Annotated in this window: 7 protein-coding genes; 4 read left to right on the top strand and 3 right to left on the bottom strand. The window is 70.8% G+C overall.

Annotated features, from left to right (window positions below; all coding sequences use genetic code 11):
* The 3 genes from JWP65_RS17040 to coaD all read left to right on the top strand — a co-directional run.
* Positions 1-1,179 (top strand): pitrilysin family protein (locus tag JWP65_RS17040; protein WP_299765876.1); only part of this gene is annotated, 1,179 nt, incomplete at its 5' end.
* Positions 1,180-1,362: 183 nt separating this feature from the next.
* Entirely contained in the window at positions 1,363-1,950 is a 588-nt protein-coding gene (gene rsmD / locus JWP65_RS17035; RefSeq protein WP_299765874.1) for a 16S rRNA (guanine(966)-N(2))-methyltransferase RsmD, read from the top strand.
* 45 nt (positions 1,951-1,995) lie between these two features.
* Complete coding sequence (coaD, locus tag JWP65_RS17030; protein ID WP_299765872.1) at positions 1,996-2,496, top strand: pantetheine-phosphate adenylyltransferase; 501 nt, start codon at positions 1,996-1,998, stop codon at positions 2,494-2,496.
* 9 nt (positions 2,497-2,505) lie between these two features.
* Here the strand turns inward: coaD and JWP65_RS17025 are convergent, their stop codons facing one another.
* Positions 2,506-3,243: an alpha/beta fold hydrolase gene (locus JWP65_RS17025; protein WP_299765871.1), complete on the bottom strand. Its 738-nt coding sequence runs from the start codon at positions 3,241-3,243 to the stop codon at positions 2,506-2,508.
* 85 nt (positions 3,244-3,328) lie between these two features.
* On the opposite strand from JWP65_RS17025, the gene JWP65_RS17020 reads away from it, so the two are divergent.
* Complete coding sequence (locus JWP65_RS17020) at positions 3,329-4,000, top strand: histidine phosphatase family protein (protein WP_299765869.1); 672 nt, start codon at positions 3,329-3,331, stop codon at positions 3,998-4,000.
* On the opposite strand, the gene JWP65_RS17015 is transcribed toward JWP65_RS17020, so the two are convergent.
* Together JWP65_RS17015 and JWP65_RS17010 are read right to left on the bottom strand one after the other, a co-directional pair.
* Positions 3,952-5,292, bottom strand: a complete 1,341-nt coding sequence (locus tag JWP65_RS17015; RefSeq protein WP_299765867.1) for a tetratricopeptide repeat protein — start codon at positions 5,290-5,292, stop codon at positions 3,952-3,954. The two genes, JWP65_RS17020 and JWP65_RS17015, sit on opposite strands and share 49 nt — an antisense overlap.
* Positions 5,282-6,380: amidase (locus JWP65_RS17010; protein ID WP_299765865.1), on the bottom strand; the 1,099-nt coding region annotated here is incomplete at its 5' end. The genes JWP65_RS17010 and JWP65_RS17015, both read right to left, overlap by 11 nt.

Genomic DNA, 6,380 nt, shown 5'->3' with positions numbered 1-6,380 from the left:
GACGCCGGCGGCCGGCGCGACCCCGCCGACAAGGTGGGCCTGGCCAGCGTGACGGCCGCCATGACGTCCAAGGGCATCGCGGCGCGCGACGGCCAGCCGGCGCTGGACGAGAACCAGCTGGGCGAGGCCTGGGCCGACCTGGGCGCCGGCTTCGGCGCCAGCGCGGGCTCGGATCGCATGAGCTTTTCGCTGCGGTCCCTGACCTATCCGCAACTGCTGGCCAAGGCGGTGGTACTGGGCGCGCGCCAGATCGGCGAGCCGTCGTTTCCCGAGGCGGTGTGGCTGCGCGATCGGCAGCGCATGAACGCGTCGATTCGCGAAGCCAACACGCGGCCGGCCACGATCGCCAACCGCAGCTTCCACACGGCCGTCTATGGCTCGCACCCCTACGGCTACGACATGACCGAGCAGACGCTGGCGCGCATCACCGTGCAGGACATGCGCGAGCACTACCGGCTGGTGCGGCCGTGCCGGGCCAAGGTGAGCATCGTCGGCGCCGTCACCCGGGCGCAGGCCGACCAGCTCGCCACCAGCCTGCTGGCGCGGCTGCCGGCCAGCCAGTGCGAGGCGCTGCCGCCGGTGGCCGAAGTGGCGACGCTGGCGGCCCCGGTGGAGCGCAGCATCCCGTTCGCCTCGGCCCAGGCCCACGTGCTGATCGGCCAGCCGGGGTACCGGCGCGACGACCCGGACTACTTTCCTCTGCTGGTGGGCAACTACACGCTGGGCGGCGGCGGCTTCGTCTCGCGCCTGACCACCGAGGTGCGCGAAAAGCGGGGTCTGAGCTACAGCATTTATAGCTATTTCGCCCCCGGCATGCACGCCGGCGCCTTCACGCTGGGACTGCAGACGCGGCCGGACCAGGCGGCGCAGGCGGTGCAGGTGTCCAGGGACGTGCTGCGCCGCTTCGTGGCCGAAGGCCCCACCGAAGCCGAGCTGAAGGCGGCCAAGGACTTCCTGGTGGGCGGCTTCGCGCTGCGCATCGACAGCAACCGCAAGCTGCTGGACAACCTGGCGGCGATCGCCTGGCACAACCTGCCGCTCGACTATCTGGACACCTGGACCCGGCAGGTCGAGCGCGTCACGGCCGCCGACATCAAGGCCGCCTTCGCCCGCAAGCTGCAGCCGGACCGGATGGTGACGGTGGTCCTGGGGGCCGATGTGGCGCCGGGCCGACAGTAAGCGAACGATCTTGCCGGCCCCCCTGTCAACTCTGACAGGGGCGCCCGTGCAGGATTTTTTTCGGGCCGCGACAATGACCTGGCGTCTGTCACACAGAAGCAATCAGAGAGTTCACAGGGAGTAGGGCGCGACCAAAAGTCGTGCCCTTTTTTTTCGGACGGCCGCAGGCTTTAAGCTCGCCCCATGGTCCGCAAAAGTACTGCCCCCGCCCGCACCGCGCCGCATGAAGTCCGCATCATCGGCGGCATCTGGAAGCGCACGCGCCTGCCGGTGCTGGACCGGCCGGGCCTGCGGCCCACGCCCGACCGCGTGCGCGAGACGCTGTTCAACTGGCTCGGGCACGACCTGACCGGCTGGCGCTGCGTGGACGCTTTCGCCGGCACCGGGGCCCTGGGGCTGGAGGCCGCTTCGCGCGGCGCGGCCGAGGTGTTGCTGGTGGAGTCCGAGGGCGAGCTGGTCGACCAGCTGCGCGGCATCGCCAAGCGGCTGCAAGCCGGCAACGTGCGGGTGCAGCGTGGCAATGCCTTGAGCGTGCTGGCCGGCCTGCGGCCAGCCAGCGTTGACCTGGTGTTCATCGACCCGCCGTTCGACTCCCAGTTGTTCGACAAGGCGCTGGCGGCCGCGCGGCCGGCGCTGGTCCCCGCTGGCTTCATCTACCTCGAGGCGCCGGTGCAGTGGAGCGGCGAAGCCCTCGAGCGCCACGGCCTGGAGGCCGTGCGCCACCTCAAGGCCGGCGCCGTCCACGGGCATCTGTTGCGTCCGGTTGCATAATGCGCGCCAACGGCCGCCCGTCCCAGGCCACTGAGGAGACCCCACATGGCCAATGACGTCATCGCCGTCTACCCAGGCACATTCGACCCCATGACCCTGGGCCACGAGGACGTGGTGAGGCGCGCGTGCCAGCTGTTCGGCACCGTCATCGTGGCGGTGGCGGCGGGCCATCACAAGAAAGCCTTGTTCACCATGCAGGAGCGCATCGAGATGGCGCGCGAGGCGCTGGCCGGCAACCCGCAGGTGCGGGTGGAGGGCTTCAGCGGGCTGGTGCGCGACTTCGTGATCGAGCGCGGCGCCAAGGCCATGGTGCGCGGTGTGCGCGCGGTCACCGACTTCGACTATGAATTCCAGCTGGCGGGCATGAACCGGCACCTGATGCCGGACGTGGAAACGGTCTTCATGACGCCCGGCGAGAAGTACCAGTTCATCAGCAGCACCTTCGTGCGCGAGATCGCCCTGCTTGGCGGCGAGGTCGACCAGTTCGTCTCGACCAGCGTGCAGCAGCGGCTGGTGGAAAAGGTGCGCAGCCTCGGGCGCGAATAGCCCCGGCCGTCAGTCCCGCGCAGAGGCCAATCCGGTGCTGCCCACGGCGGGCATGACCTCGCGCAGCCAGGCCGCCAGCGTGGCGTTGACCAGATCCGGCCGCTCCATGGTCAGCATATGGCCGCAGCGCGGCACCAGCACCAGCCGCGCCTGCGGAACCAGTGACGCGATCTGCCGCGACTTGTCCGGCGGCGTCAGCTGGTCGTCCTCCCCGCACATCACCAACACCGGACAGTCAAGCCGCGGCAGGTGCGCGCGTGCATCGGGCCGGGCAATGACGGCACGGTTCTGGCGCGTCAGCTGCTGGGCGCCGGCATCCAGCACGAACCGCAGGTAGGCGTCCACCAGGTCCGGCCGGCGCGCGTTGTCCGGGTGGAAGGCGAAGGCGACGTTCGGTTCAATGACCTGGCGCACCCGGCCCTGGTCGAACAGGACGATGGCAGCTTCGCGCAACTGCCGCATCGCGTCCGACTCCGGGGTGGCGTCGGTGCCCAGCAGCGCCAGGCCGGCGACGCGTTCCGGCGCCTGCCGCGCCGTTTCCATGGCCACCATGCCGCCCATCGAGGCGCCGCACAGCACCAGCTGGCCCGGGTGTTCGGCGAGCAGGGCAGAGGCCATCGCCTCGATGCTGTGGTGGCGCGTGTGCACGTCGGCCACGCGCGGTTGCCAAGGCGCCAGCGCCTCCAGCTGCGCGCGCCACATGAACGCGTCGCCGGCCAGGCCGGGCAAAAGGACCAGGGAGTGCATCTGAGGAATAGTTGGCAGTGGTGTGCAGCGTGTGATTCTGCACGTGCCAGGCCCCGGATAATCGAAGCATGGATGGGCTGATGCGATGACGGAACTGGTGCTGATTCGCCATGGCGAAACCGAGATGAACCGCGAGCTGCGCTTCCAGGGCCACGTGGACTGCGCCTTGAACGCGATCGGGCTGGAGCAGGCGCGCCGGCTGGCTGTCCGCATGGCGGGCGAGCCGGCGGATGCGGTCTACGCCAGCGACCTGCTGCGCGCGCAGCAGACGGTGCAGCCCATCGCCGCCATGCTGGCGCTGCAACCGGTGACGGAGGCCGGCCTGCGCGAGCAGAGCTTCGGCCGCGTCGACGGCATGCGCGTGGAGGACATCAAGGAGCAGCATCCCGAGTGCTGGGAAGGCTGGCTGCGTTTCGAGCAGGACTACTGCATGCCCGAGGGCGAGTCCACCCGTCAGTTCCACGCCCGCGTCATGGCGGCCGTGCAGCGGCTGGTGGCGGCGCATCCGCGGCAAAAGCTGGTGGTGGTCACGCACGGCGGCGTGCTCGACATGATCTACCGCACGGCGCTTTCGCTCGGGCTGGACGGGCCGCGCCAAAGCGAGATCCCCAACGCCGGGCTGAACCGCATCCGCGTGCGCGACACCGGCATCGAGATCCTGGACTGGGCCGACACCCGGCACCTGGCGGACCTGCCGCCGCAGCCGGTCTACGACCAGGCGAAGCTGGTGGCGGCGCCCAACCCCAGCGCCGCATAGAGCTTGCCTGCCTGGCGCTTCAGGCGCAGCGACTGCGGCTGCCCGCGCAGCTGCTGCTGCAGCAGGTTCTGCGCCCCCGACCAATGGCCGCTGCGCACCAGCGCATCCAGATGCACTTGCGCGAACAGGTCGCGCTGGGCGTGGCTGCCGCCGATCTCCACCAGCCGCGGCAAGGCCTGCCCCAGGTCCTGGATGGCGCCGTTCCAGTCGCCCAGCGCATGGGCCAGCAAGCCGCGGCTGGCGGGCGCGCAGACCTGCTGCCAGGCCGCTGCGCCGTCCCCAGCCAGGCTGGCCGCATGGCGCTCGATGCCTGCCAGCAGCAGGCGCGCTTCCGTCAGCCGGCCGGCGCGTCCGAGTCCGTACACGTACTGCATGTCCAGGAACGGCAGCACGTGGTCGGCGCCGCGGCCGGCCAGGTAGGCGCCAAGCTCCTGCCAGCGCTCGCCCACCTGGTGGCCGGCCAGTTCGATCCGTGCCAGCAGCGAGACCGCGTTGACCTGGTCCTGGCTGTACACCTTGACCTCGGCCCAGACGTGCTGGTCGTGAATGGCCAGCGCTTGCTCGGGCAGGTCCAGCTCCAGCGCGAACAGCGCCTGGTGCCACCAGTTGTGGGTGACCATGAACGAGTTCAGCCCGGTCCAGGTGGGGCTGACTTCCTGCAGGAAGGCATGGCCTTCGGCCAGCCGGCCCTGCGTGAGCATCACGTGCGCCAGGGCGTGGTGCGCCCACGGCTCCTTGTGCCGCAGTTCCATGGCGTGGCGGGCCGCGCCTTCGGCCTGCTCCAGGAAGTGGCACTGTTCCCAGGCGAAGGCCAGCATCCCGTGCAGGTAGGGCACGTCGGCGGCACCGGCCAGCGTGGCCAGCGCGATGCGCAGCATGCCGGGCGAGTCGCCGCGGTTGAACAGGTGGTAGTGGGCCAGCTTGAGCGACACCAGGTCGCGCGGGAACTCGCGCGCCTGCTCCTCGTGCAGCGCGATGGCGCGTGGCACGTCGCCGGCGACCCAGGCCGCGGTGGCGGCGATGAAGCGCTGCTCGCGCGGCGTCGCGCGCAGCGCCGCCGCCCGCGCCCGCTCGATGAACGGCCACGCGCTCGCCGGCGCGTCGCCGGTCTCGGCGAACATGTGCAGCGCCGCGCAGTACGCCTGCACCAGCGCGCTGCCGTCGCGCTGGGCCTGGAAGATGTTGGCGGCCCGCGCCTCGCTGGCGATGAAGCCTTCGACGAAGTCGTTCAGCGGTCCCAGGCTGCCCGGGTCATCTAGCGAGACCGGGTTGCCAAGGATGTCAGTCGACATGGTGGATGGATTCCGACGGCGGCAGCGGCCAGGGCCGTTGCGGCTCGCGGATCAGCTCCCAGGCGCGCGCCACCTGCAACACGCCGAGGTCGTCAAAGCGCTTGCCGGTGATCTGCAGGCCGATCGGCAGGCCTTCGGGCGAGTAGCCGCAGTTGATCGAGGCCGACGGCTGCTCCGACATGTTGAACGGCACCGTGAAGCCGATGTGCTCCAGCGGCCGCAGCGGGTCGTTGGTGGGCGAGGGCATGGCCGCGCCGGCCGGCATGTTGGGCGACACCGGTGACAGCACGTAGTCGAACGGGCGGCAGGCATTGACAGCGGCCACGCGCGTGAGGTGGAACTGGTTGAAGGCGCGAAACACCGCCTCGCCGGTCATGCCGGACGCGCTCTCGCCCCACTGGCGGATGTAAGGCAGGATTTTTGCCCGCGCGGCCGGCGCCAGCGCCGCCATGTCCAGGTGCGAGCGCATCCGCCAGAAGTGGTCCATGCCATCGAGCATGGCCTGCGTCATGAACGGCTGCATCGGCACCACCACCGCGCCGGCCCGCTCGAACGCCAGCGCCGCGCGCTCCACCGCGGCCCGGATCTCCGGCTCCACCGGCAGGCCGCAGCCAGCTTCCAGCTGCAGGCCGATGCGCAGGCCGCGCAGCTTTTCCGGGCCGGCGTCGAAGTCCGACCAGCGGATGTCCTGCGCCGGCAGGCCCATGCTGTCGCGGTCGTCCGGCCGCGCCAGCACGTCCATGAACAAGGCGGCGTCGGCCACCGTGCGCGTCATCGGCCCGGCCGCCCGGCCCATGTAAGGCGGGTCGATCGGGACGCGGCCCAGGCTGGGCTTGAGGGTGAAGATGCCGCACCAGGCGGCCGGCAAGCGCAGCGAGCCGCCGATGTCGGTGCCGATGTGCAGCGGGCCGTAGCCGGCCGCCGCGGCGGCCCCGGCGCCGGCGCTGGAGCCGCCCGGTGTGCGCGCCAGGTCCCAGGGGTTGCGCGAAGGCTTGTGGAAGCTCGACAGCCCCGACGACAGCATGCCGTAGTCGGGCATGGTGGTCTTGGCCAGCACCACGCCGCCGTGCTCGCGCACGCGCGCCGCC

It is taken from the genome of Ramlibacter sp., assembly GCF_028292805.1.
Classification (GTDB): Bacteria; Pseudomonadota; Gammaproteobacteria; order Burkholderiales; family Burkholderiaceae_C; genus Ramlibacter.
The sequence above is the reverse complement of the archived record's forward strand: the minus strand, read 5'-3'. Positions and strand labels throughout refer to the sequence as shown.